14 protein-coding genes and 4 tRNA genes are annotated in these 23,245 nt (G+C 71.5%); 12 read left to right on the forward strand and 6 right to left on the reverse strand.

Annotated features, from left to right (window positions below; translation table 11 throughout):
- Window positions 1–45: 45 nt before the first annotated feature.
- Both ACYVHU_RS24150 and ACYVHU_RS24155 read right to left on the reverse strand, forming a co-directional pair.
- A complete protein-coding gene (locus ACYVHU_RS24150) occupies window positions 46–1,230 on the reverse strand; it encodes a helix-turn-helix domain-containing protein (RefSeq protein ID WP_235000950.1) in 1,185 nt (394 codons plus the stop codon).
- A gap of 180 nt (window positions 1,231–1,410) precedes the next feature.
- Window positions 1,411–1,980: a TetR/AcrR family transcriptional regulator gene (locus tag ACYVHU_RS24155; protein ID WP_159457257.1), complete on the reverse strand. Its 570-nt coding sequence runs from the start codon at window positions 1,978–1,980 to the stop codon at window positions 1,411–1,413.
- A gap of 505 nt (window positions 1,981–2,485) precedes the next feature.
- Between ACYVHU_RS24155 and ACYVHU_RS24160 the strand changes: the two genes are divergently transcribed.
- The 4 genes from ACYVHU_RS24160 (at window position 2,486) to ACYVHU_RS24175 (ending at window position 13,446) form a co-directional block, all read left to right on the forward strand.
- Window positions 2,486–9,766 (forward strand): amino acid adenylation domain-containing protein, encoded by a 7,281-nt coding sequence (locus ACYVHU_RS24160; RefSeq protein WP_498949575.1) that lies wholly within the window; start codon window positions 2,486–2,488, stop codon window positions 9,764–9,766.
- A 1-nt stretch (window position 9,767) separates the two neighbouring features.
- Window positions 9,768–10,967 carry an FAD-dependent oxidoreductase gene (locus tag ACYVHU_RS24165; RefSeq protein WP_078761781.1) on the forward strand — a complete coding sequence of 400 codons (1,200 nt, stop codon included), beginning with the start codon at window positions 9,768–9,770 and terminating at the stop codon, window positions 10,965–10,967.
- 4 nt (window positions 10,968–10,971) lie between these two features.
- Window positions 10,972–11,886 (forward strand): SDR family oxidoreductase, encoded by a 915-nt coding sequence (locus ACYVHU_RS24170; RefSeq protein ID WP_078761780.1) that lies wholly within the window; start codon window positions 10,972–10,974, stop codon window positions 11,884–11,886.
- Between the two features lie 123 nt (window positions 11,887–12,009).
- Window positions 12,010–13,446 carry an NAD(P)/FAD-dependent oxidoreductase gene (locus tag ACYVHU_RS24175; protein WP_078761779.1) on the forward strand — a complete coding sequence of 479 codons (1,437 nt, stop codon included), beginning with the start codon at window positions 12,010–12,012 and terminating at the stop codon, window positions 13,444–13,446.
- A 638-nt stretch (window positions 13,447–14,084) separates the two neighbouring features.
- On the opposite strand, the gene ACYVHU_RS24180 is transcribed toward ACYVHU_RS24175, so the two are convergent.
- The gene (locus tag ACYVHU_RS24180; RefSeq protein WP_078761778.1) at window positions 14,085–14,843 is read right to left on the reverse strand and encodes an IclR family transcriptional regulator; all 759 of its coding nucleotides are present in this window, start codon (window positions 14,841–14,843) and stop codon (window positions 14,085–14,087) included.
- 209 nt (window positions 14,844–15,052) lie between these two features.
- Between ACYVHU_RS24180 and ACYVHU_RS24185 the strand changes: the two genes are divergently transcribed.
- From ACYVHU_RS24185 to ACYVHU_RS24195, 3 genes are all read left to right on the forward strand, one after another.
- Complete coding sequence (locus ACYVHU_RS24185) at window positions 15,053–16,405, forward strand: RraA family protein (protein ID WP_498949576.1); 1,353 nt, start codon at window positions 15,053–15,055, stop codon at window positions 16,403–16,405.
- A gap of 100 nt (window positions 16,406–16,505) precedes the next feature.
- On the forward strand, window positions 16,506–17,852 hold the full coding sequence (locus ACYVHU_RS24190; protein WP_498949577.1) for a TRAP transporter large permease: 1,347 nt from the start codon (window positions 16,506–16,508) through the stop codon (window positions 17,850–17,852).
- A gap of 2 nt (window positions 17,853–17,854) precedes the next feature.
- Window positions 17,855–18,106, forward strand: coding sequence for a hypothetical protein (locus tag ACYVHU_RS24195; protein ID WP_432937416.1), 252 nt, complete (start codon window positions 17,855–17,857; stop codon window positions 18,104–18,106).
- A gap of 203 nt (window positions 18,107–18,309) precedes the next feature.
- Here ACYVHU_RS24195 and ACYVHU_RS24200 read toward each other — a convergent pair.
- Window positions 18,310–18,382: transfer RNA gene (locus ACYVHU_RS24200), tRNA-Lys, on the reverse strand.
- Window positions 18,383–18,595: 213 nt separating this feature from the next.
- Between ACYVHU_RS24200 and ACYVHU_RS24205 the strand changes: the two genes are divergently transcribed.
- Window positions 18,596–18,859 carry a PspC domain-containing protein gene (locus ACYVHU_RS24205; RefSeq protein ID WP_432937413.1) on the forward strand — a complete coding sequence of 88 codons (264 nt, stop codon included), beginning with the start codon at window positions 18,596–18,598 and terminating at the stop codon, window positions 18,857–18,859.
- Between the two features lie 350 nt (window positions 18,860–19,209).
- Here ACYVHU_RS24205 and ACYVHU_RS24210 read toward each other — a convergent pair whose 3' ends face one another.
- Together ACYVHU_RS24210 and ACYVHU_RS24215 are read right to left on the reverse strand one after the other, a co-directional pair.
- On the reverse strand, window positions 19,210–20,526 hold the full coding sequence (locus ACYVHU_RS24210) for an MFS transporter (RefSeq protein WP_078761774.1): 1,317 nt from the start codon (window positions 20,524–20,526) through the stop codon (window positions 19,210–19,212).
- Window positions 20,527–20,709: 183 nt separating this feature from the next.
- A complete protein-coding gene (locus tag ACYVHU_RS24215) occupies window positions 20,710–21,054 on the reverse strand; it encodes a metallopeptidase family protein (RefSeq protein WP_078761773.1) in 345 nt (114 codons plus the stop codon).
- A 91-nt stretch (window positions 21,055–21,145) separates the two neighbouring features.
- On the opposite strand from ACYVHU_RS24215, the gene ACYVHU_RS24220 reads away from it, so the two are divergent.
- The 4 genes from ACYVHU_RS24220 (at window position 21,146) to ACYVHU_RS24235 (ending at window position 23,207) form a co-directional block, all read left to right on the forward strand.
- On the forward strand, window positions 21,146–22,756 hold the full coding sequence (locus ACYVHU_RS24220) for a metallophosphoesterase family protein (RefSeq protein WP_078761772.1): 1,611 nt from the start codon (window positions 21,146–21,148) through the stop codon (window positions 22,754–22,756).
- A gap of 102 nt (window positions 22,757–22,858) precedes the next feature.
- Window positions 22,859–22,931: transfer RNA gene (locus ACYVHU_RS24225), tRNA-Glu, on the forward strand.
- Window positions 22,932–23,032: 101 nt separating this feature from the next.
- Window positions 23,033–23,107, forward strand: a tRNA-Asp gene (locus ACYVHU_RS24230).
- Window positions 23,108–23,133: 26 nt separating this feature from the next.
- Window positions 23,134–23,207, forward strand: a tRNA-Phe gene (locus ACYVHU_RS24235).
- Window positions 23,208–23,245 lie beyond the last annotated feature (38 nt).

A 23,245-nucleotide genomic window follows, 5' to 3' on the forward strand; every position in this document is an offset into this window, starting at 1 on the left:
CCTCCGGAGCCGATCCCCCGGGCTCCGGAGCCGTCGGGCCGGTCCTCAGTCCTCGCCCACGGCGTTGAGCAGCTCGACCCGGGAGTTCACCCCGTAGTGCCGGAACAGTTTCTTGAGGTGGTAGTTGACGGTGTTGGGAGAGATCGTCAGCCGCCGCGCCACCTGGCCGTTGGTCATCCCCTGGGCGAGGAGGCGCACGATCGCGCGTTCCTTGTCGGTGAGGCGGCGCGTCTTCGCCTCCGAGAGGAGCACCCCTCCGCCCTCGTGCTGCTGGGGGCCGCCCACCTCGCGGCGCAGGATGCGCCGCAGCTCGGAGGGGACCATGGCGGAGAGCACCTGGTGGACGAGCGGGCTGTGGAAGGTGAGGTCGGGGGAGGTCGTCATGAGGCCGAGCGCGCGGGCCTCGTCGATCAGGGGAAGCAGTTCGACCAGCCGCAGCCCCAGCATCGCCCGGACCCGGTCGAGGCTCATCCGGTCCCCGAGCGCCGCCGCGACGCGCAGGAACTGACGGCATTGGGGAGAGCTCTCGTCCAGTACCGCCTTGACCCAGCGGTACAGCCGTTCGGGGAGACGATCCTCCAGGAGCCGCACCTCCGCGGAGGTGACGAGGAGGGTCTGCTCCTCCAGCATGCCGTTCAACAGCTCCACCAGGAGCTTGGGGTGTCCACCGGTCCGTCTCACCAGTTCGGCCACGGGTAACGAGAGGGGCGCTCCGAGGAGGTCGGCGGCCAAGACGGCGGCCTCGGCCGGCGGGATGCTCCCGAGGGGGATGTGCAGGATCTCGTCCCCCGGCAGCGACAGGCGCGAGTGCAGGTGGCGGGAGCAGTTCCCCACCCTGCGGGCGACCAGCCAGACGACGCCCTGCCGGCCCCTTCCCTTCTCGGAGGAGACCAGACCGTCGATCTCCAGCACGCTGAGGAGGTCGGCGTCGTCGATGACGACGAGGCCGCGTCCGTCCCCTTCGCCCTCCTCGGGTAACCGCGACGCCGGACCGTGGAGGAGATTCCTCCTGCTGACGCCGAGCCCCATGTCACGGGCGGTCTCGATGCACTCGCGCAGGAACCGGGTCTTTCCCGAACCGATGGTCCCCTCGACGAATATGAAAGTACTCTCACGGGCCCACGAGTTCTCCAGCGCGTCGACGACCATGGCCATTTCGCGCTGCCGTCCGCGCAGCGGGGGTGTTCTCGCCGTGGGGATGTGAGGTCTGCCCATCAGAGCGCTGTTCACCGTCGTTCTCTCCTGTGAGCTCGTTCGTATCCGTCGTCTGTCGTCAAAGCTCCGCGGGCTCGCCTGGGGCGGAGTCGTCGAGGTCGGGTGGCGCGGCCGTTTCCCGGGCTGGTGAGCGTATTTCTGCGCAGGCAGGAACAACGGCATCCGGATCGCGCGGATGTTGAATTCTTCTTCCTGCTACGGATTCCTCGGTGGTCCGGGAAGCAGGGCGCGAATTGCCGTCTCGATCTCGGCCGCGGTCGGTTTCTCGTCCCGGAGGAGGGAATGCAGGAGTATTCCGTCGATCATTCCCGCCGCGTACCAGGCGCGTACCGGGTCGTCGGTGTAGCAGTACGCGAAGTCCCTGAGGGCGTCCAACCATTCGTCCGTCGCCTTACGGAGGGCGGGACGGCGGGCGGCGAGGAGGAACAGCTCGTACTCGGCGAGCAGATGGCCGGGCAGGGCGACGACCCCCGCGAACAGGAGGGCGAGTTCGTGTCGGTTGTCCCCCGGCGCGGTGAGCCGGCGGACCCGTTCGGCGTCCTCCGTCATCACGCTGCTCAGGGCCGCGGTCAGCAGGTCCTCCAGCCCCGTGAAGTAGTAGGTGGAGGCGGAGGTCGGCAGCCGGGCCTCCTGGGAGACGGTCCGGTGGCTCACGCCGCTGACACCGTCCCTTTCGATGACGCGCAAGGTGGCCTCGATCAACGCGCGGCGTCGCCGGTTGCCCTTGATGCGTCGACCGTCCGTGACGATGGTGGGCTGTTCCAATGTTCTTTCCTTCGTCTCCTGGCGGAACGGGCCGTCCCGCCGATCCGGAGAGTCCAGTGGTGAGGAAACCGGGGACCCCGTGATCGATACGGACAGAAAGTGGGATGACCGTCTCGATTTTTAGCCCCACCGCGCACGGCTGACAACAGAAGGTTATGTGATGTGGATCACTGGACGGGGTGAAGAGTCGGAAGGGGGTCGTGACCTTGGAAAAAGCGAAGAAGTGGCCGCTTATTCCCATGCTGCCGGAAGTGGCCGGTGAACGTCCGGTGCGGAGTGTGACCGTTTTCCTATCTTCGACAAATGAGCGCACATGGCGAGGGTGTGACCCTCTCGTTGGTTGATAACTGAACTAATTCGACTACCCGACCGGCGACTTCCCCTACTTGATCGTGTAGTGGTCGATGGTCGCGCCACCTGGTTACTCTCCAGCGTGTCCTTGGTGACTCGGCGTCCGTGCGCCGAAAGTATTTTTTTCCTCCCCTCGCGGAGAAATGGAAACTCAATGTTCCAGAATCGAACGGTAAATCAAGGGGAAGCGTCAGGGGAATTCTCGCTGAATGCGTATCAGCGGGATGTCTGGACGGCCGAGTCGCGTACTCCGGGTGGCCCCCAGTTCAACGTCGTCGTCGACGAGCGCCTCGAAGGCGACGTGGACGCGGGCCTGTTGCTCGAACACGTCGTGCGGGCCCTGCGCGGCCACGACGCCTTCCGGTTCCGTTTCGGCGAGGACGGCGAGGGCGACCCCGTGGCGCGGCTCGACCCCGCCGACCCGGACGCCTGGACACCCGAGGTGGAGACCGTCGACCTGTCCGGCGAGGAGGACCCCCGGCAGGCGGTGCGGGCCTGGCGGGAACGGGAGCTCGGCCGGCCTCTCGACATCGTGGACGGCCGCCCCTTCTACGCCGCGCTCGTCCGTGAAGGCCCCGAGGCGCTCCACCTCTTCCTGAAGGCCCACCACATCATCGTCGACGCCTGGGCGCTGAACCGGTTGACCCTGGAGATCCTCTCCGCCTACCGGGCCCACGGTGGCGAAGGCGCCTCCGAGATCGGGCCGTCGCCCTCCTTCGTCGAGGCGATCGCGCAACAGCGCGCCTACCACGGATCCGAGCAGTACGAACGGGACCGCGCCTTCCACCGCGAGAACCTGCGGGACGTCGCCCCCGCCCTGTTCGCGCGCGGCGGCGCCGGCCGGCCGCGGCGCGGACGCCACTCCTTCGTCATCGACGGCAAGACGGTCGGGCGGATCCTGGAAGCGGGCGCCTCACCGTTCGCCTACCTGGCCACGGCCTTCGGCGCCTGCCTCGCCCGGATCCACCGCTGCACCGAGACGGTGCTGGGCGTTCCGTTCCTGAACCGGCACACGGAGGGCGAGCGCGCCGTGGTCGGCCAGTTCGCCAACAACCTTCCCCTGCGGGTGACGGTCGACGAGGCGACCCCGCTGCTCGACCTGGCCGAGCAGGTCCGCGGCCGGCTGCGCGAACTGCGGGAGTACGAGCGCCTGCCGTTCGGCGAGATCCTGCGCGAACTGCCCGCGCAGGGGGCCGACGCGCGCCGGCTCTTCGACGTCACCCTGTCCTACATGCGCTACCCGCGCCCCTCCGAGATCCCCGGGGTCACCCGCACGACCACCATCATGGCCCCGGTGCACGACGCCAACGTCCTGTCGGTCATGGTGCACGCCTTCGAGGACGAGGAAGGCCTGCGCGTGGACCTGGACTACGCGCGTGACGTCTTCGACGGCGACTTCACCGCCGAGGCGCTGGCCGGACACGTCCAAGAGCTCATCCGCAAGGGCCTGGACCTTCGGGAGCTCCCGCTGTCGGCGCTGTCCATGCTGACGGCCGAGGAGTACGAGGAGGTCGTCCGCCTCCGGCAGGGGGAGACCGCGCCCTACCCGGCGGAGAAGACGCTGCACGAGCTCTTCGCCGAACAGGCCGCCCGCCACCCCGACCTGCCGGCCGTGGTCGACGACGCCTCCGGCGAGGTCCTCTCCTACGCCGAGCTCGACCGGCGGTCCAACCAGGTGGCCCGCGCGCTACGCGCGGACGGGGTCGGCCCCGGCGAGCGCGTCGCGGTCATGGCCCGGCGCGGCCCGGAACTGCTCCCCGGCCTGTTGGGGGTGCTGAAGGCGGGCGGCGCCTACGTCCCCGTCGACCCCGGCTACCCGGCCGCGCGGATCCAGATGCTGCTGGAGGACAGCCGGGCCAGGGCGGTCCTCGTCGGGGGCGGCGTCGAGGCCGGGACGGTCGCGACGACGGCGCCGGTCCACGAGATCTCCGGGCTGTACCGGGGCTCCGACGCCCCGCTGGCCCCGCTCGCCACCTCCGAGGACGTCGCCTACGTCATCTACACCTCGGGGTCCACCGGGCGCCCCAAGGGGGTCATGGTGGAGCACCACTCCGTGGTCAACCGCCTCACCTGGATGCAGCGGCGCTACCCGATCGGGCCGGGGGACACCCTCCTGCAGAAGACGCCGATCTCCTTCGACGTGTCGGTGTGGGAACTGTTCTGGTGGGCCTGCGAGGGCGCCCGGGTGGCCCTGCTGCCCCCCGGCGGTGAAAAGGATCCCCGGGAGATCGTCCGGGCGATCCGCGACCACGGCGTGACCGCGGTCCACTTCGTGCCGTCGATGCTGGGCCCCTTCCTCGACCTGCTGGAGGACGCGCCGCGTCCCCACGAGCAGACCCCCTCGTTGCGCCACGTCTTCTGCAGCGGCGAGGCGCTGCCGGCGGAGCGGGTCAACCAGTTCAACCGCGTCTTCGCCGCCGCCGCGGAGCGGGCGCCCCTGCTGGTCAACCTGTACGGCCCCACCGAGGCGGCCGTGGACGTCACCTACCACGACTGCCCGCCGGCCGCGCAGGGCCCAGTCACCCGCGTCCCGATCGGCCGTCCCGTCGAGAACACCACGATCTACGTGCTCGGCGAGCACGGCGGCCCCCAGCCGGTGGGCGTCCCCGGAGAGCTGTGCATCGGCGGCGTCCAGGTCGCCCGCGGCTACCTCGACCGTCCCGAGCTGACCGCCGAACGGTTCGTCAAGGACCCGTTCAACCCCGGGGGACGGCTGTACCGCACGGGCGACCTCGCCCGCCTGCTCGCCGACGGCACCATCGAGTACCTCGGCCGTATCGACGGCCAGGTCAAGATCCGCGGCAACCGGGTCGAGCTCGGCGAGGTGCACAACGCCCTGGTCTCGCTCGACGGGGTCGACGACGCGGTCGTGGTGGACCACCGGCCCGAGGGGCGCGGCCCGGTCCTCGTCGGCTACTACACGGCGGGCGCCGAGATCGACCCGGCCGAACTCCGCGCCCGCCTGGGGGAGTCCCTCCCCGAGTACATGGTCCCCTCGCACTTCGTCCGGATCGACCGCATCCCGCTCACCCCCAACGGCAAGGCCGACCGCAGGGCGCTGCCCGCCCCCACCACCGCGGCGTCCGACACCCGTGGGGGCGCGCCGCGCACCGCCACCGAGGCCGCGCTGGCCGACATCTGGGCGCGGGTGATCGGCGTCGAGCGGGTCGGCGTGCACGACGACTACTTCGCGCTGGGCGGCGACTCCATCATGATGCTGCGCGTCCGCGCGCTCGCGGAGAAGCAGGGCATCCACTTCACGCTGACCGATCTCGTGCGCAACCCGACGGTCGCGGCGCTGGCCGGGTTGGCCTCCGCCGTGGACCACCGGGACGCGCGCCCGGGCGGTGACGGCGAACTGGAGCCCTTCGCGCTGGTCTCCCGCGTGGACCGGGCCCGCCTGGAGGGGGCGGAGGACGCCTACCCGCTCACCCGCCTCCAGCTCGGCCTGCTCTTCCACAGCAGGGAGCAGCAGGACTCCGCGGTCTACAAGGACGTGTTCCGCTACAGCCTCGTCCTGCCCTGGGACGAGGACGCCTTCCGCGCGGCGCACGGCCGGCTCGTCGCCCGGCATCCCGCCCTGCGATCCTCCTTCTCCCTGGCCGGCCACTCCGAGCCGTTGCAGATCGTCCACCCCACCGTGGCGGGCGGGCTGGACGTGGTCGACCTACGCGCCGAGCCGCGCGAGCGGGCCGAGGCGCGCATCCACGGGCACATGCAGGAGCGACGCCTCTACGACTACCGGTTCGACCAGGCCCCGCTCTACCACCTGCGGGTGTTCCTGCTCGCGGACAGCGTCGAGTTCGTCCTCAGCTTCCACCACGCCCTTCTCGACGGTGGCAGCGTGGCCAACCTCGTCTCCGAGCTGCTGCGTGACTACCTCCACGACCGGGGCGGCGACATCGCGCCGGTGCCACAGGAGGAGATCCCCTCACCGGGGCTGCACGTCGCGGCCGAGCGCGAGGCCATCGCGGCGCAGGAGAGCCGGCGCTACTGGCGGGACAAGCTCGCCGGCGCGGTGCCGCCGCTCCTGGAGGGGTTCCGTCCCTACGCGCCCGCGGGCGGGGACGACGGCCTGATCGTCCGCCAGGTGCCGTTGCCCGACGGGCTCACCGAGGCCGTCCGCGGCGTCGCCCGGGAACGCGAGGTTCCCGTGAAGTCCGTGCTGTTCGCCGCGCACACCCTCCTTCTCCGGGTGTTCTCGGGCCAGACCGACATCACCACGGGGCTGGTCACCCACGGTCGTCCCGACGTCGAGGGGGCCGAGCGCATGTGCGGCATCTTCCTCAACTCGATGCCGGTGCGGGTGACGGCGCAGGCCGCCACCTGGTTCGACGCGGTGCGCGACGTGGTCGCCCAGGAGCGGGAGAGCCACCCGCACCGGCGGGTCCCCCTCGCCGTCATCCAGGAGGACCTGGGCGGCACCGCCCTGGTCGACACCGCCTTCAACTTCATCCACTTCCGCCAGCTCGGCGAGGTCTTCCAGGTCCCCGGGACGCGCAGTCTCGGCTTCACCGCCTGGGAGGAGACCAACTTCGCGCTGCTGGTCAACGCCATGGCCGATCCGGTGGACGGCGGCATCCAGCTGCGGATGGACTTCTCCGGCCGGCAGTTCACCCAGGCCCAAAGCGAGCTGTACGCGGACACCTTCGTGCGCCTTCTGCGCCGTATCGCCGAGCGCCCGGACGAGCCGGTGGACTTCTCCGGCCTCGCCCCCGCGACCGAGACGTCGGAGCCGGCCCGTCAGCACCCCGACGTGGTGACGGCGTTCGAGGAGCAGGTGCGCCGGGTGCCGGACGCGCCCGCGGTGGTGGCCGAGGAACTGACCTGGTCCTACGCGGAACTGGGCCGCATCACCGAACGGATCGCCCGGATCCTGCTGCGCCTGGGGGCCCGGCCCGGCGACCGGATCGGCATCCTGATGGAGCGGTCGCCGCGGACCGTCGCGGTCCTCGTCGGCGCCGCCCGGGCCGGCTGCTCGGTGGTGCCGTTGGACACCTCCTATCCGCTGGAACGCCTGCGCGCGATGGTCGAGCAGGGCGACCCCGTGCGCGTCGTCGCCGACGAGGCCCACGAGCACCTGGTCGAGGACGGGGCCGTGCTGCTGCCCGCCGAGTCGTTGTTCGACGGCACCCTTGACCCCGCCGGCCCCGGCCGACGGCAGCCGCACCTGCCCGGGATCGACCCAGGAGGCGAGGCCTACCTGCTGTTCACCTCCGGGTCCACGGGCAGGCCCAAGGGGGTCTCGATGCCCCACCGTGCCCTGGCCAACCTCGTGGCCTGGCAGAACGGCATCCCCAGCGGCGCGGTCGGGGGGCGCACCTTGCAGTACGCCCCGCTCAGCTTCGACGTCTCCTTCCAGGAGCTGTACTCGACGCTGTGCGGCGGGGGCGCGCTCGTGGTGATCGACGAGGAACTGCGGCGCGACATGCCCGCGCTGCTGCGCCTGGTCGACCGCGCGGGCGTGGAGCGGATCTTCCTGCCCTACGTGGCCCTCCAGCGGTTGGCGGAGGCCTCCGACACCCTCGGCATCGTCCCCTCGGCGCTGCGGGCCGTCATCTCCTCCGGCGAGCAGCTGCGGGTGACCGACGAGATCCGCAGGTTCTGCTCCTCCCTGGACGGCGCCCTCCTGGAGAACCAGTACGGGCCCACCGAGAGCCACGTGGTGACCGCGTTCACCATGAGCGGGGATCCGGCGGGCTTCCCGGCGCTGCCGCCGATCGGCCGCCCCATCGACGGCGCCCGCGTGCTCGTCCTCGACTCTGGGATGCGCCCGGTCCCGGTCGGTGGCAAGGGCGAGATCTACCTGGGCGGCGTCTGCCTGGCCGACGGCTACGCCGGCCGGCCCGACCTCACCGGGGAACGTTTCCTGGACGATCCCGCGCGGCCCGGGGAGCGTCTCTACCGGACCGGCGACGTCGGCATGGTGCTGCCCGGCGGGGAGGTCGTCTGCCTCGGCCGCGCCGACCGGCAGGTGAAGGTGCGCGGATACCGCGTCGAACCGGCCGAGGTCGAACTCGCGATCGCCGAGGCCGCGGCCGCCGGGCTGGCCGACCTCTCCGAGGTCGCCGTCGTGGCGCGGCGCCGTGAGGGCGGGGACACCTTCCTCGCCGCCTTCCTCGTCGGCGACGACGAGCACGCCAACCTCGACGGGATCCGCCGGCGCCTGCGCGCCTCCCTGCCCGAGTACATGGTGCCCGCGCACTACGAGTGGCTGGCGGCCATGCCGCTCACGCCCAGCGGCAAGCGCGACGACGCCGAGCTGATCCAAAGGCGTCTCACCCGGACCGGCGGCGCCGAACGGGTCGCCCCCCGCGACGCGCGGGAACGGACCCTGGTGGAGATGCTCGCCGACCTCCTGGAGGTCGGCGAGGTGGGGGTGCACGACAACCTGTTCGAGCTCGGGGCCAGTTCCATCACGGCGATGCGGCTGGTCGTGCTCATCGAGCAGCGGTTCGGCGTGGCGCTGCCGCTGTCGGACTTCATCGCCGCGCCGACGGTGGCCGAGCTGGCGCAGCGCGTCGAGGCGGCGTCCGGGCCGGCCGGGCAGGCCGCGGCGACGGAGTTCAACCCGCTCGTCCCCATCCGCACCGACGGCGACCGGCCCCCGATGTTCTACGTCCACCCCATGGGCGGCAACGTCTTGTGCTACGTCCCCTTCGCCAAGCACCTGCCGGAGGGACAGCCGTTCTACGCCTTCCAGGCGGCCGGGACCGACGCGGGGACCGAACCGGTGAGCGGGGTCGAGGAGATCGCGGCCGGCTACGTCGAGGCCATGCGCCGCGTCCAACCCGAAGGCCCCTACCACATCGGGGGATGGTCCTTCGGAGGGTTCGTCGCCTTCGAGATGGCGCGCCAACTGCGGGCCGCCGGCCAGCAGGTCGGCTCGCTGATCCTGCTGGACACCACCGCGCTCAACCCCGACCGGGTCCCCTGGACCGACGACGAGGCGCTGATCGGCTGGTTCTTCTGGGAACTGCTCTGGCTGGAACGCGGGGGCGAGTCGCCCGAGGCCGTCCTGCCCGCGGAGCTCACCACGCTGGACGAGAAGTTCGAGTTCATCACCCGGCTGGCGATCGACGAAGGGGTCCTGCCCCAGGGCAGCACCGACGCGATCGTGCGCCGCCTGTTCCACCTGTACCGGACGAACTGGCGCGCGGCCTTCGACTACCGGCCCGACCTGGTCGACCAGGACATGGTGCTCATCCACGCGAAGGAACCGCTGCCCGACGTGCTGATGTCCATGCACAGCGCCATCGGCAGCATGCACGCTGACCCCGCCAACGGGTGGCGGGACTACACCTCGGGACGGCTTCGCGTCGTCGACGTCGAGGGTGACCATCTGACGATCATGGAGGAGCCGTACGTGTCCGACGTCGTCGGCGCGGTCCTGGACGCCTCGGGCCTCCGTACCAAGGGTGACGAGGAGAACTGAGATGAACACGACCAGGACGGCCATCGTGGCCGGCGCCGGAATCGGCGGACTGAGCACCGCGATCGCGCTACGCCGCGTCGGCGTCGACGTTCGGGTCTATGAGCGGGCGCCCGAGATCAGGGCGGCGGGGTCGGGACTGTCGGTCATGAGCAACGCGATCGCCGCGCTCGACTCCCTCGGCATCGACCTCGGCCTGGAAAAGCGCGGCCGGGCGATGGAGAAGTACCTGGTGAAGGACAGGAAGGGCAGGCTCATCAGGGAGTTCCCCTTCCCCGAGATCGTCGAACGGCTCGGCGTGCCCTGCGTCTGCATCAGCCGCGCCGACCTCCTCGCCGCGCTCCAGGAGGAGGCCGAGGGCATCCCCATCGTCGTGGACTCCCCCCTGGAGCGGTTCGAGGTCGAGGGCGGCCGGGTGCGCGCCCACTTCCGCGGCGGGGGCGAGGCCGAGGCGGACCTGCTGGTCGGCGCCGACGGGTTCAACTCCGCGGTCCGGCGCCAGATCGTCGGCCCCGGCGAACCCGCCCACGACAGCGGCTACATCGTGTGGCTGGGCATCACCGACTACGAGCACCCCCGGTTCCCCCCGGGGTCGGTCGTGCACTTCTGGGGCGACGGGATGCGGTTCGGGCTGGTCGACATCGGCCACGGCCGGCTGTACTGGTGGGGCACCAAGAACATGCCCGAGGAGCGTTCGACGACCTGGGACGGCAGCAAGGCCGACATCCTGCGCGCCTACTCCGGCTGGCCCGACGAGGTCCGCGAGGCGATCCGGGTGACCCCGCCCTCCGACATCCTGTCGGTGACCTCGCGGGATCGGCCCTTCCTCGAAGGGTGGGGGCAAGGCCCCGTCACCCTGCTGGGCGACGCCGCCCACCCGATGCTCACCAGTCTCGGGCAGGGATCGGCGATGGCCATCGAGGACGCCGTTGTGCTGGCCTGGCACCTGGAGCGCCAGCCCGACGTCGCGCGGGCCCTGCGCTCTTATGAGAAGGCGCGCGCCGAGCGGACCCGCTCCATCGTGGAGGCGACCCGGTCGATCAGCGACTTCGAACAGTCCGAGGGACCCCTCCGGCGCCGGATACGCGACGGCTACTTCCGCCTGATGTCGCACGCGGCGCTCGTCGGCAAGCTCGAACCGGCGTTGACGTTCCCGGGACCGGACCCGTACGGGACGGTCGCCACGGTCCGAGGGGAGGGCTGATCCGATGCGGGGTACACGCACGATCGCGACACCGCCCCCCGGCCGCGCGGTGGTCGTCACCGGGGCCTCCTCCGGCCTGGGCCGCGAGTGCGCGCTCGACCTGGAGGACCGGGGCTTCCACGTCCTCGCCGGCGTGCGACGCGAGGAGGACGGGGAGAAGCTCGTCGCCGAGTCGCTGCACGGGAGGCTGCGCTACGCGCTCGTCGACGTCACCGACGACGCCTCGGTGACGGCCTGCGCCGAGCGGTGCGAACGCGAGTACGGAGGTCTGTGGGGGCTCGTCAACAACGCGGGCATCTGCGTCTCCGCCCCACTGGAGTGCGTCAGCACCGAGCAGCTGCGGCGCCAGTTCGACACCAACGTCGTCGGCCAGCTCTCCATGATCCGCGCCCACCTCCCACTGCTCCGGCGCAGCCGGGGGCGGATCGTCAACGTCACCTCGGGACTGGGCAGGATCGCCGTCCCCTACCTCGGCGCCTACGCCATGGCCCAGTTCGCCAAGGAGGCCATGAGCGACGCCCTGCGGCGCGAGGTGGCCTCCTCCGGGGTGCGGGTCTCGGTCGTCCGGCCGGGCGCCATCTTGACCCCCATCTGGGGGAAGGTGGCGCAGGTGGGCGGCGAGGTCCTGCGCGGCGCGCCGCCCGGGGTCGCTGAGATCTACCGGGCCTCCTTCGAAGCGTTCCTGGAGGCCAACGCCCAACAGGCGGTGGAGAGCGGCACGACACCCGAGCAGTTCGCCCAGGCGGTGGCCCGCGCGCTGACCGACGCCGCTCCCCGCACCCGCTACCCGGTGGGGGCCGACGTCCGCAGGTTCGAACTGCTCTCCCGCGTCCTGCCCGACGCGCTGCTGGACCGGCGCTTCCGGGGCATGACCCCCGCGCCCGCGGAGTCCGTGGCGCACCCCGCCGCGGCGGGGTGAGGCGCCGCCCGCCCCGGTGTGACACCGGGCGGGCGGCGCCCGCTCCACAACGGGAACCCTCAAATCCCCGGGCCGGCCTGCGCGGAGGCCGGCCCGGCCGCCCGACCCGACGAAGGTGGAACGATGACCGATCTCGTCCTGCGCCCCGGCTGGCCCCGTCCGGGGGTGCCCGCACCGCAACAGCGCACCTTCTGGATGCGACAGGCGTTCGCCGACGAGCCGGAGGACGGCCGCGCGCCGCGGCTGGAGGGGGCGGCGAGCTGCGACGTCTGCGTCGTCGGCGGTGGCTACACCGGGCTGTGGACGGCGTTGGAGATCCTGCGCCGGGCTCCGGGAACCGACGTCATGCTCATCGACGCGGACGTGTGCGGCGGCGGCGCGAGCGGGGCCAACGCCGGCTACCTCATGCCGCTGTGGGGCCGCTTCGCCGCCCTGGTGGCCATCAGCGACCACGCCGAGGCGCGCCGGATCGGAGAGGAGTCGGCGCTGGCGGTCCAGGAGATCGGCTCCTTCCTCCACGACAACGGCATCGACGCGGACTACCGGCCCGCCTCCTGGCTGTGGGCGGCGTCCTCGCGAGCCCAGGACGGGGCCTGGCACCAGACCATGAGGGACCTGGACCGCGCCGAGGTCGCGCCGATGCGCCCGCTCTCCGCCGAGGAGACCCGCCGGCTCACCGGCACCCGCCACCACTTCGGCGGGGTCCTGGATCCCGGCTGCGCGACGCTGAACCCCGCCAAACTGGTGCGCGGCATGCGCCGGGTGGCGCTGGACCTGGGGGTGCGTGTCCACGAGCGGACCCCCCTCACCGCCCTGCGCGCGGGCCGGCGCACCCAGGTGCGTACGCCGCGCGGCCTGATCTCCGCCGACCGGGTCGTCCTGGCCGTCAACGCCTGGGCGGGACAGGTGGAGGACATCGGCCGCCGCATGGTCACCGTCGCCACCGACACCCTGGTCACCCGGCCCGCCCCCGACGCGCTGGAGGCGATCGGCTGGGACGGCGACATCGCGGTGACCGACTCCCGGCGCCGCCTGAACTTCTACCGGACGACGCCCGACGGCCGGCTCCTCTTCGGCAAGGGAGGGATCGCCGCGGCGTACGGGAGGAACGCCAGCGGCATGTGGGGGGCACCGTTGCGCCTGGGCGAGGTGAAGAGGCAGATGGCGCGGCTCTTCCCGTCCCTGGCGGGGCTTCCCGTGGAGCACGCCTGGACCGCGCCCGTGGAGTACTCGGTCACCTCGCTGCCGTTCGCCGGGCGCCTGCGCTCGGTCCCGGGCGTCTACTACGGGGCCGGCTACTCGGGGGACGGGATCGCGGCGTCCCGCCTGATGGGCAAGGTCCTCGCGGCCCTGGCGCTGGGGGACAGGGACGAGTGGTCGGATTCCGCGTTCACCCGTCCGCCGAGCGGGTGGATCCCCCCGGACCCGTTCCGCTACCTCGGCGCGAACGTCGTCCTGTCCGCCCTGCGCGCGAGGGAGGCCTACGAGGACCGCGGCAGACGGGTGCCGGTCCCGGTGCGGCTGCTCGCCTCGATCGACCCCTCCGCCTTCGGGCACTGAACAGGGCCGGCCGGTGGGCCTGCCGTAGAGGGACGGCATCGGGAGCAGGGCCTTCGGTGGACGCCGCGGGGCTGCTCCCGGACATCGGTCCGGAACCGAACGGCCCGTTCCGGGGGAGCGCGTCAGGGGTGGGGCCTTCCGGAAGGGGCGTTCGCGGTCGCGGGGGGCTCTCCTCGCCCGGTGCTGCGGCGCCTCTGAGGGAGCCCGGCGCTCTCCCCGCGGCCCTGTCCCGCGACGCGCCGGACGGCGACGCCGCCGGCACCCGTTCCAAGGCCGCCCGTTGTCACGGGGCCGGGCCTGCCGAGGGCCGTCCCACTGTGCGCGGCTCCCGTCCGGGAAGGAGCGCCGCCGCCTGCCCGGTCCTTTGGAAGGCCGGCGCCGCCGGGTCGCCGACGGGAACTCCCCTCCGGGCCGTCGACAGGAGACGGACCGGGGGTCCTTGACCGCTGGCGCGCCTACGCCGACATGCCGGCGTTCGGCCACCCCTCCGACATGGCCGGCCGGCCGGTGACGAGCATCCCCGCGGTGTCGACGCGAACGGCGTCCCGGTCGGTATACGGCTCGTCGGCGTCACCCACTGTCTGGGACGGGGCGGCTCGGGCGGGGGCCGGCGCCGTGGAGCCGGCGACCGGGTCGGCTCAGATCCTGACGCCGATCGCGCCGGCCCCCCGGGACAGCTCCGGAAGGAACGACAGGAGCTGGTCGACGCTGGTCTTCTCGGCGGTGGTGACGAGGTTGATGGCGGCCACGAGGACGCCTTCTGCGTCCTGGACCCGGTGGGTCAGGCTGAGCGCGCCGAGTTCACGCTCGGAGTCGGCCAGGTAGTAGCCGAGTTCTCGGACCCGGACGATCTGCTCCCTCAGGTCATCGGCGTTTTGGACACGTCCCGAGGCCAGTCGGATCTGGTCGTATCGGGAGAGGTAGCGGTCGAGCTCCTCCTCGTCCCACGCGCTGAGGAGCACCTTGCCGCCGCCGACGTCGAGTGGGACGCGGCGTCCGATGGGGAACTGGTAGCGCATGGGCTCGGCGCCGTCCACGCGGGCGACGAGGATGCGTTCCTCACCCGACTGGACGAAGAGCGAGGAGGTCAGACCCGTGGTCGCCGACAGTTCGGTCAGGATCGGCGTCGCCACGGTGCTGAGACGGTCGTTGACCACGAACGCGTGCGCCAGGGACAGGATCACCGGTCCCAGGGAGTACCCCAGTCGGTCCTGTTGGATGTAGCCGCGCCGCATCAGCTGGTTGACGGTGCGCTGGGTCGTGGCCACGTGCAGGCCGCTCTCGCGGGCGATATCGCTGAGCCGCATGGGGCCGCGAGAACGCTCTAGGCACTCCAGGACGTCCAGGGCCCGGTCGAGTGTGCGCCCCTGGTTTCCGCTCGTCGCCGTGCTTCCCACTTTCCGCCCTTGTCCGCCGTCCGCGATGGTCCGTGTCTCTTCCTCGCTGTCCGGGGGCGTCAGGCCCTGTCGCCACGGCGCTTCGGCCCTCCCTCGGCCCTCCCAACGTATCGGACGGGTTTCCGGGAGGTTGACAGTTCGAAGCGGCGCAGGTCACACTGCTTTGCATTCCGCAATAAAACTTATCATCCAGTGATAGTAGGTGTGAGATGCAGGTAGGGGTGCTCGGACTCGGGGAGGCCGGTGCCGTCTACGCCGGCGCGTTCGCCGAGGCGGGCTGGACCACGGTGGGCTTCGACCCCGCGACCGCGACGCCCACCCCCGAAGGCGTCACCCGCGCGACCTCCGCGCGGGAGGCCGTCCTCGGCGCCGACCTCGTGCTGAGCCTCGTCACGGGAGCGCACGCCGTCACCGCCGCTGAGGCCGCGCTGCCGGGACTGCGGGCACAGACGGTCTATGTGGACATGAACGCCGCCGCCCCCGAGACCAAAGCCGAGGTGGCCCGCGTCATCGGCGCATCGGCGCAGGTCGTGGACGGTGCGATCATCGGGTCGGTGATGAAGTTCGGGGCCAGGGCCACCGTGCTGCTGTCGGGCCCCCACTCCGAGGAGGCCGCCCGGCTGCTGAGCGCCGTCGATTCCCAGGCCGAGGCGATCGGCGGTCAGGTGGGCGAGGCCTCACGGCGCAAACTGCTGCGCAGCGTCTTCATGAAGGGACTGGGCGCCCTGATCACCGAGGCGGTGGACGCCGGCAGGGCGGCGGGGGAGGAGACCTGGATGCGCGCCCAGATCTCCGACGCCCTCACCGACGGCTCCCGGGCACTGGAACGCCTCGACAACGGCACGCGCGTCCACGCCCTGCGGCGGGCCGACGAACTCCGGGCCAGCATCGAGCTCCTCGACGCCCTCGGAGTCGCCGCACCGGTGAGCCGGGGAGCGGCCGACCGCCACCTGGGCCTGGCCCGTGGCGGCGACGAGGACGCCGACCGGATCGCCGACGCCTTCGCGGAGGTGCCCACCGCGGCCATCGGTGACGGACGCGACCGCCTCGGCTTCGTCTCCCCGCGGATCCGCCCCGTCTGGCCGGGGGCCCACCTGACGGGGCGCGCGCTCACGGTCACGACCCGACCGGGCGACAACCGCGCCCTGCACCAGGCGCTGGCCCTCGCCCGCCCCGGCGACGTCCTGGTCGTGGACGGCGGCGGCGACACCTCCCGCGCGCTGCTGGGCGAGCTCATCGTCGAACGCGCCATCAACAAGGGCGTCCGCGGCATGGTCGTCGACGGAGCGGTGCGCGACACCAAGGAGATCCGCGAACTCGGCTTTCCCGTCTGGGCGGCGGGCGTCTCCCCGGCCGGTCCCTACAAGGACGGCCCCGGGCACGTCGGCCGCGCCATCTCCATCGGTGGCGTGGTCTGCCAGAACGGCGACATCGTCGTCGCCGACGACGACGGGGTCTTCATCGTCCCCCGGACGGAGGCCGAGCAGACCCTGAGAGCGGCCACGGAGGTCGTCGCCGAGGAGGAGCGCCGCCGCGCCGCCATCAGGGGGGAGCGCGGATGAGGTCCCCCGGCGCGCGCGGACCGTCCCCGCGGCCCCGCCCCGACGCCCACCCCGCCACCGGGCGTCGCCACCCCCGTCCCCGTTCACCGAAGGTCGGCCCATGCCCATCGCACTCCTAGCCCTCGCCGCCTTCATCGCCGTGATCATCGGCTGGAACGTCGTGTTCAAGCGCAACATGGGCGAGGCCATGTTGCTCGGGCTGGTCGTCACCTCCCTCTTCGCCGGAACGCAGGCCCCCGCCTACCTCCTGGGCGGACTGGCCGACGCGCTCACCCACGACGTGCTTTACGCGGCCCTGGCCTTCGTGTTCATGGCCTACCTGATCGACATCACCGGGCTGATCCAGAAGATCCTGGCCATCCTGAACTCCGTCTTCGGGCGGATCCGGGGCGGCCCCGCCTACATCGACACGGCTGGTTCGCTGGTCTTCGGCACCCTGTCCGGGTCGAACTCCGCCAACACCGCCTCCACCGGCTCCTTCACCGGCCCGTGGATGGTGCGCACCGGCTGGTCCCCCACACGGGCCGCCACGGTGCTGGCGGGCAACGGGGGCATGGGGGCCGCGCTGCCGCCCAGCGCCTCCATGGTCATCATGGTCGGCTTCGCCGGTGGCATGGTCACCACGGGGCAGGTCTACCTCGGGCTGCTCGTGGCCGGCGCCTACCAGGTCCTGCTGCGCATGGGACTGGTCATGTACTTCGTGCGCAGGGACGGCATCGCCAAGGTCGCCGAGGAGGAGCTGACGCCGCTGGGCACGGCGTTGCGCCAGGGAGCGGGCGCGCTGTCGATCTTCCTGGGCGCGCTCATCCCCATCGTCGTCACCGTGGGCCCGCTGGGCACCTACCTCGCCGAGTCCACGGCCCTGGGCGACGCCATGGACGACATCTCGCTGCTGACCTGGATCCCGATCCTGATCATCGGTTTCGCGCTCGTCGCCGGGCGCGACCGGCTGCCCAGGAACGCGCGCGGCTGGTCGACCCTGCTGGACGGCGCGCTGCCCAAGTTCGCCACGGTCGGCGCGCTGCTGTTCTTCGCGATCGCGGCCAGCGAGGTGCTCGGGCGCCTGGGCCTGGCCGAGGACGTCAACGCCCTTCTCCAGACCCTGCCGGTCAACCGGGTGCTGATGGTGGTGGTCGTCGGCCTGGTGATCACCCTGGTCGCCGGTCCGCTCTCCTCCACCGCGACGCTCACGGCGGTGGGCCAGATCTCCTTCCTGGCGCTGGTCGGGGTGGGGGTCGATCCCCTGCTCGCGATCATCGCGATCCTGGTGTTCGCCTCCACCGAGGGCGCCTCCCCGCCCGCGTCGGGGTCGATTTTCGTCGCGGCGGGACTGACGGGAGCGCGCCCTGAGAGCACCTTCGTCCCGTTGATCGCCTACTACATGATCCCGATCTTCCTCATCGGCTGCCTCATCGGATGGGGCGCCCTACCGATCCTGGGGAGCTGACCGTGACCGATGTGAGAGTACGGGCCTACGCCCTGGTCAGGACCCTGTTCAAGATCGCCCTGATCACCTGTTTCGCCCTGGGGACCCTGCTCGTCCTCGGGCAGGTGGCCGGGGTGGTCGTCCAACGGCCCGGCTGGGTCACCGGCGCGTCGGACCTGTTCTTCGTGCCCACCGTGACGGCCGCCGCGGCCTTCGGGGTCCTGGGCTTCGTCGGGGGCTACCTCGCGCCCGGCACGGCCGAAGACGACTCCTGAGGACGGTGGGCGAAGGCCCGAAACGCCGAACCGCGCCCCTTCGGGTGCGGCCCCACGGACCGCCGCTCACCCGGTGACCGCTGCCGTGCCTCCCGCGCGGGGCGGGCCGAGGATGGGTCACCAAGGAGCGGGCGGTGGATCCGCGCACGATGAAACCCCGGGTGGACGCTCCTGGACCGGAGCGCCCACCCGGGGCTGTGCTGTGGGCCCCCAGGGGATCGAACCCTGAACCCGCGGATTAAAAGTCCGCTGCTCTGCCAGTTGAGCTAAGGGCCCTCGCGTGTACCACACATCGTGCCACACCGCCTGCTGACAAGAGTAACGGGTTTTCGCCCCTGACGCGGCACCCCGTCGCGCGTCGAGAAGGCCGCGGCATACGCCGGGCGGGGTTGCCCCGCCCTCGGGGACGGGTCCGGTCAGGGACGTTTCAGGGGAGCGCCAGGGGCGATCCCTATGGGAGAGCGGGGCCAGGTAGGGCAGGGTGAGGTCATGAGCGAAAACTTCGGTGGCAAGAAGAGGTTCCGGCGCAGCAGGGACAGGCGGATGATCGCCGGCGTCTGCGGCGGTATCGGCGAGTTCGTCGGCATCGACGCCAACCTGGTTCGCCTGGCGTTCGCGGTGTTCACCCTGCTCGGCGGCAGCGGCATCCTTCTCTACATCATCGCCTGGCTGGTGATGCCGGAGGGGGACGAGGGGACGTCGGTCCTTGAACATGTCATCCGCAACTTCCAGGGCAAGAAGTCCGACTTCTGACCGTGGCCGGCGGGGTTCCGGACGACACGGTGGGGACGGCCCCCTTCCCGCCCCCGGCGTGGAGGGGGCCGGGAGGTGGCCCGGACCCGCGCGGGGCCGTGTCCGTCGCCCGGGTGCGGTTCCTTGACCGGGCGGAATGCGCCGCCGCGCCGATGGTGTCCGGACCGTGCGACCGGCCGTGCCACGGTCCCTGAGGGGCGGCACGTCCTTCTCGGCTCCGGAGAAGGTTCTCACCGCGTTTCCCACGCCGGGCCACGCGCGTCTCGGGAGACGACGGCCCGGACGGTTCCCGCGCCGGTTCCACGCGCCGTCCGCGGCGCTCCCAGGCTTCTCCCGCGCCTGGACCGGGCTCAGCCCGCCGTCTCGGTCCGGTTCATCAAGGTGATGGTCTCGCGGGCCAGGGGCGTCCACTGCGCGGACAGGAGGAACGCTCCCACCACTCCTGAGAGGCCGGCGAGCGCGACGGTGACGTGGGTCCCGACGAACTCCACGGCGAACCCGGCCACGATGATCCCCACCCCCTGGGCGACCTGAAGTCCCGCCGCGACCAGGCCGAACGCCAGACCCCGGCCGCCGGAGGGCACGCACAGCACGAAGGCCGCGTTGGCCACGAACTGGTAGGACCCCATGCTGCCGGAGAGGATCAGGAGCAACACCATCACCCACAACGGCGGGGACAGCAGCCAGGCCAGGAGCGGGAGCGAGGTCGCCACGGCCATGGGACCGAGCAGCCACATCCGCCGGTCCGGGCTGACCAGCCGGGTCAGCACGAAACCACCGACCACGGCGCCGATGGAGGGGCCCGCCATGAGCAGCCCGGCGGCGCTGGAACCACCTCCGGCCTCGGCGGCCAGCGGGTTGGCCAGCCCGTAGGGGACCATGTAGAAGCCGGCCAGCCAGCCGAACAGGGCCAGGGTGCGCAGCCGCGGATCGCTGAAGACGAGCCTGCCGCCGTCGCGGGTGAGCTCCCACAGGCCCGGCCGGGTGCTGTCCGTCCCGGCCGGCGCGGGGCGTGCCCGGACCCCCAGCCGGATGATCACGGCGGAGAGCAGGAACGTGAGCCCGTTGGCCATGATCGCCAGATGGGGGTCGACGACGGCCGCGATGGCACCGCCGGCGACCAGACCGGTCAGCGTCCCGACCTGCGCGGTGATGTTGATGATGGCGGATCCGGCGACGTAACGCTCCCCGGGAACGATCTCCGTCATCAGCGCGGCGCGCGCGGCACCGAAGGTGACCAGGGGCAGCACCGAACAGAACATGAGGATCCACAGGCACCACAGGGGCAGGCCCGGGATGCCGACGGAGGCGGCGAAGAGCCCGCGCGCGATGTCGCTGACGATCATGACCCGGCGACGCGGGAACAGGTCGGCCAGACCCGAGAGCAGGGGGCCGCCGATGAACTGGGGCAGGAAGGTCAGCGACATCGTGAAGCCGGCCGCGATCGCCGACGATGTCTGCTGGTAGACCAGCACCGTCACCAGCGAGGTGAGCAGGAAGTTGCCGACCATGGACAGCGCATGCCCCAGCCAGAGCGCCTGGAATTCCCGGGTGCGCATCACCTGGCGGTAACTGGTACGCCAGTCGGTATCGCCGCCGGCGGTGGAGGGCGGGGAAGCCGCAGCGCCGTTGCCGGAGCGAAGGGTGTCGGAGCTGCGGTTTCGCATTCGCGGATTGCCCACCGGCGACTCCTCGATCGTTCGCACTGGCGTCACTCTCGGTTGTTGCTTGGTAACATACGGTCCAGGATGATGGGTATGTTGCGCAACCCGTTCGGCGTAATTCGTGCTTGATTCGTTGCCGGGGCGGCGTGTCGTGCCCCTTTTCGAGTGATCCGTCCCTGGGCTTCCTCAGCCCCAGCCCAGCTCGTGCAGGCGCGCGTCGTCGATCCCGAAGTGGTGCGCGATCTCGTGGACGACGGTGATCCTCACCTCCTCCACCACCTCCTCCGGCGTCTCGCATATCGCGCAGATCTCCCGCCAGTAGATGAGGATCCGGTCGGGCAGGACCCCCGCGTAGCCCTCCCCTCGTTCGGTCAGGGGGATCCCCTCGTACAACCCCAGCAGGCCGGGTTCCGGCGGATCCTCCTCGATGGTGATGACGACGTTGTCCATGAGACGCGTCAGTTCCGGGGGGATGGTGTCGAGGGCGTCGGCCACGAGTTCCTCGAAGCGGGTAAGGGAAAGTTCGACCACGTCTCGTATTGTGCGCGGCCCCGCGGGGAACGGCCACAACGGAAGCGGCCGCGGGGCCGCGTCTCGACCGGATGCGGGAGGAGCCCGAGGGATGATCGGCAGGGTGTCGTCGTGGTCGGGTCTCCTCTCGGTCGTCCCCCGCAGGACGGAGCTGGCCGGACGGGTGCGCAGGTGGCGGGGCTGGCGGGTGGCGGTGGTGCTCGCCGCCGCGTTGCTCGGCGGCTGGCTGGGGCTCGCGCTGGGCGGCCACGTCACCACGCCGGTGGGCCCCGCCGACGTGCGGCTGAGCGTGAGCCCGTCCTGGCACGGCGAGACCGTCGTCGACGTCGCGCCGCTGGGCAGGCTCGAATTCGACACGCACGCCGCCCCCCTGCGCTTCGAGGCCGCCATCTCCGAGATCCGGCTCGCGGCGGCGCAGGAGCTCTTCGAGAACCCCGAGGCCATTCCCCAGGTCGCGGCGAGCATCGGCGCCGACCTCGAGCAGGGCGTGATCCGGTTGTTCGTGCGTGCCGGGCTGGCGGCGCTCATCGGCGCGACGCTGGCCGCGCTCGTGCTCTTCCGCGACCTGCGCAGGGCCGGCTGGAGCGCGCTGACCGCCCTGCTGACCCTAGCCGCGACGGGCGGCGCCACCTACGCCACCTTCAACCCCGGCGCCATCTCGGAGCCGCGCTACACCGGCCTGCTCGCCGGCGCGCCGCAGGTGGTCGGCAGCGCCGAGGACGTCATCAACCACTTCTCCGAGTACAGCGAGCAGCTGGCGGGTCTCGTCGGCAACGTCTCACGGCTGTACGAGGTGACGGCGGCCCTGCCGGTCTACGAGAACGAGGACGACGGGTCGACCATCCGGGTCCTGCACGTCTCCGACATCCACCTCAACCCGGCGGCCTGGGACGTCATCCGGTCGTTGAAGGAGCAGTTCCAGGTCGACCTCATCATCGACTCGGGAGACCTCACCGACCGGGGGAGCGCCGCCGAGGACGTGTTCGCCGACGAGATCGCCGGACTGGAGGTCCCCTACGTGTGGATCCGCGGCAACCACGACTCCATGGGCACCCAGCGTGCCGTGGAGAGCCAGGAGAACGCGATCGTGCTCGACGACGAGGTGCGCGAGGTGGCGGGGCTGCGTCTCTACGGCGTGGGGGATCCCAGGTTCACCCCCGACAAGACCCGCGACAACCCCGACGAGGGGGAGATCGCCGCCCTCGGCCTGGAACAGATGGAGGCGACGGTCGCCGGCGCCGACCCGCCCGTGGACGTCGCGGTCATCCACGACCCGGCCCAGGCGCGCGCCTTCACCGGGCAGGTGCCGCTCGTCCTGTCCGGGCACGGACATCGGCGCTGGACGGAGCTGGAGGCGACCGGCACCCGTTACTTCGTGCAGGGGTCGACTGGCGGGGCCGGGCTGCGCAGCCTGGACCGCGGGAACGGGGAGCCGACCCCCTACCAGGCGTCGGTCCTGTACTTCGACGCCGAGACCAGACGCCTACAGGCGTGGGACGACGTCACCTTGGGCGGGCTGGGGTTGACGTCCGCCCAGATCGAGCGGCACCTCGAAGCCGACCCGGACCGTCCGCTGGAACCGCCGGCGACCCCGCCGGTCACGCCCTCACCCTCGCCCTCCCCCTCGCTCGGCGGCTCCCCGGCGACCTCCTCGCCGGACGAACCGGCCCGGCCGCGAACACCGTCCCCCTCACCCGTCTAGGGGCACGGCGGGAATCACTTTGGCACTCTCCTCTGATCTCCCCTATGCTTGTGCCATCCCCGACGGCAGCGAAGAGGGTATGGCGACTCGTTCGTCGTCGAGGCCCCCATCGTCTAGTGGCCTAGGACGCCGCCCTTTCAAGGCGGTAACGCGGGTTCGAATCCCGTTGGGGGTACTGGCTCCGGCCGAAGTACTGCCGAAGGTCTGGCAGAATGGAGAACGGAGCAAGCGGAACACCGGATCCCGGAACGATCGGGACAGGTGGGAGGCAAGCAAGGTCCTGTGGAGCAGTTTGGAGTGCTCGCCACCCTGTCAAGGTGGAGGCCGCGGGTTCAAATCCCGTCAGGACCGCCCAGCACGCCGCAAGGTGTGATCGGGGCCAGGTAGCTCAGTTGGTACGAGCGTCCGCCTGAAAAGCGGAAGGTCGGCGGTTCGACCCCGCCCCTGGCCACCCAGCACGATCAGTGAAGAAGCCCGGAGCCATGACGG

This window comes from Marinactinospora endophytica (assembly GCF_054780875.1).

What these genes read in the sequence shown, in the direction of transcription:
- ACYVHU_RS24175 (WP_078761779.1), top strand. Translation starts at nt 12,010, where the DNA reads ATGACCGATCTCGTCCTGCGCCCCGGCTGGCCCCGTCCGGGGGTGCCC.
- ACYVHU_RS24220 (WP_078761772.1), top strand. Translation starts at nt 21,146, where the DNA reads ATGATCGGCAGGGTGTCGTCGTGGTCGGGTCTCCTCTCGGTCGTCCCC.
- ACYVHU_RS24165 (WP_078761781.1), top strand. Translation starts at nt 9,768, where the DNA reads ATGAACACGACCAGGACGGCCATCGTGGCCGGCGCCGGAATCGGCGGA.
- ACYVHU_RS24210 (WP_078761774.1), bottom strand. Translation starts at nt 20,526, where the DNA reads ATGCGAAACCGCAGCTCCGACACCCTTCGCTCCGGCAACGGCGCTGCG.
- ACYVHU_RS24160 (WP_498949575.1), top strand. Translation starts at nt 2,486, where the DNA reads ATGTTCCAGAATCGAACGGTAAATCAAGGGGAAGCGTCAGGGGAATTC.
- ACYVHU_RS24190 (WP_498949577.1), top strand. Translation starts at nt 16,506, where the DNA reads ATGCCCATCGCACTCCTAGCCCTCGCCGCCTTCATCGCCGTGATCATC.
- ACYVHU_RS24170 (WP_078761780.1), top strand. Translation starts at nt 10,972, where the DNA reads ATGCGGGGTACACGCACGATCGCGACACCGCCCCCCGGCCGCGCGGTG.
- ACYVHU_RS24205 (WP_432937413.1), top strand. Translation starts at nt 18,596, where the DNA reads ATGAGCGAAAACTTCGGTGGCAAGAAGAGGTTCCGGCGCAGCAGGGAC.
- ACYVHU_RS24185 (WP_498949576.1), top strand. Translation starts at nt 15,053, where the DNA reads ATGCAGGTAGGGGTGCTCGGACTCGGGGAGGCCGGTGCCGTCTACGCC.